Genomic DNA, 940 nt, shown 5'->3' with positions numbered 1-940 from the left:
CGACCGCGGAGGCCGTGGCCAGCGTCGGTCCGATGGTCGTACCGATCCGGTGGTGCGAGTCGCCCAGGCTGAGGCTGCGCATGGAGGTGCGCAGGGCTGCCTGGTGGGCGGCCTGGCCGGGCGCGTTCCACACGCGGGCGCCGGGGGTGGGCACCGGGTCCGGCGGCGGGATCTTGGACAGTAGGGACTTGATGCCGTCGATCAGTTCCTCGTCCTCGTGCAGGACGTAGGACAGGTAGGGCTCGGAGGCCTGGTCGGCGATCGTGTAGACGGCGCACCAGGTGGCCAGGGTGGGGACCGTCATCTGGGCCATCAGGGCGAGGGTCTGGTCCCGGTCCAGGGTGCCGGCCAGCAGGTCGGAGGCCTCGACGAGGAAGCTGAGGGAGCCGCGGCGCAGCCGTTCCAGCTCGCCCAGGCGGGCGGACTCGACGGCCAGGGCGATGCGGTCGGCGGCGAACTGCAGGCGCAGCGCCTCTTCGTTGGAGTACCTGCCGGGTCCCTCCGCGGCGACGCCGAGGGAGCCGGTGAGACGGCCCTCGACCTTCAGGGGGACCGTGACGACCGAGCGCATGCCGGTGTTGTCGAGGAGGGGCGCGGCGCCGGGCACGGCGGTGAGGTCGTCGTGGACGGCCGGCATGCGGGCCGAGCCGTAGCGGCCGGGGCCCGCATCGACGGGGACGCGGGCGAAGCGCTGGCGGGCGGAGGGCAGTCCGGTGGAGGCGCGGACCTCCAACTCCGTCTCGTCGTCGGTGGCGAGGAGGAGGAAGGCGGCGTCGCCGTCGAGCATGTCGCGGGCGCGCTCGACCGTGCGCTGCAGCAGGCCGTCGAGGTCGTCGGGGGCGGGGGAACCGATGAAGACCTCGAAGGGGTCGGTGCTCGGGCCCTCGGCGGCGCCGCCCGCGTCGGTGGTCGCCGTCGGGCGCAACGGCGTCTGCAGTAC

1 pseudogene is annotated in these 940 nt (G+C 74.1%); it reads right to left on the bottom strand.

Annotation, left to right across the window (positions count from 1 at the left end):
- Positions 1–940 (bottom strand): annotated as a pseudogene (locus RH94_RS42720) (GAF domain-containing protein); the annotation flags it as partial.

The organism is Streptomyces kebangsaanensis, from assembly GCF_001906585.1.
GTDB classification, from domain to species: Bacteria; Actinomycetota; Actinomycetes; order Streptomycetales; family Streptomycetaceae; genus Streptomyces; species Streptomyces kebangsaanensis.
This window is presented reverse-complemented; position numbering and strand designations above follow the sequence as displayed.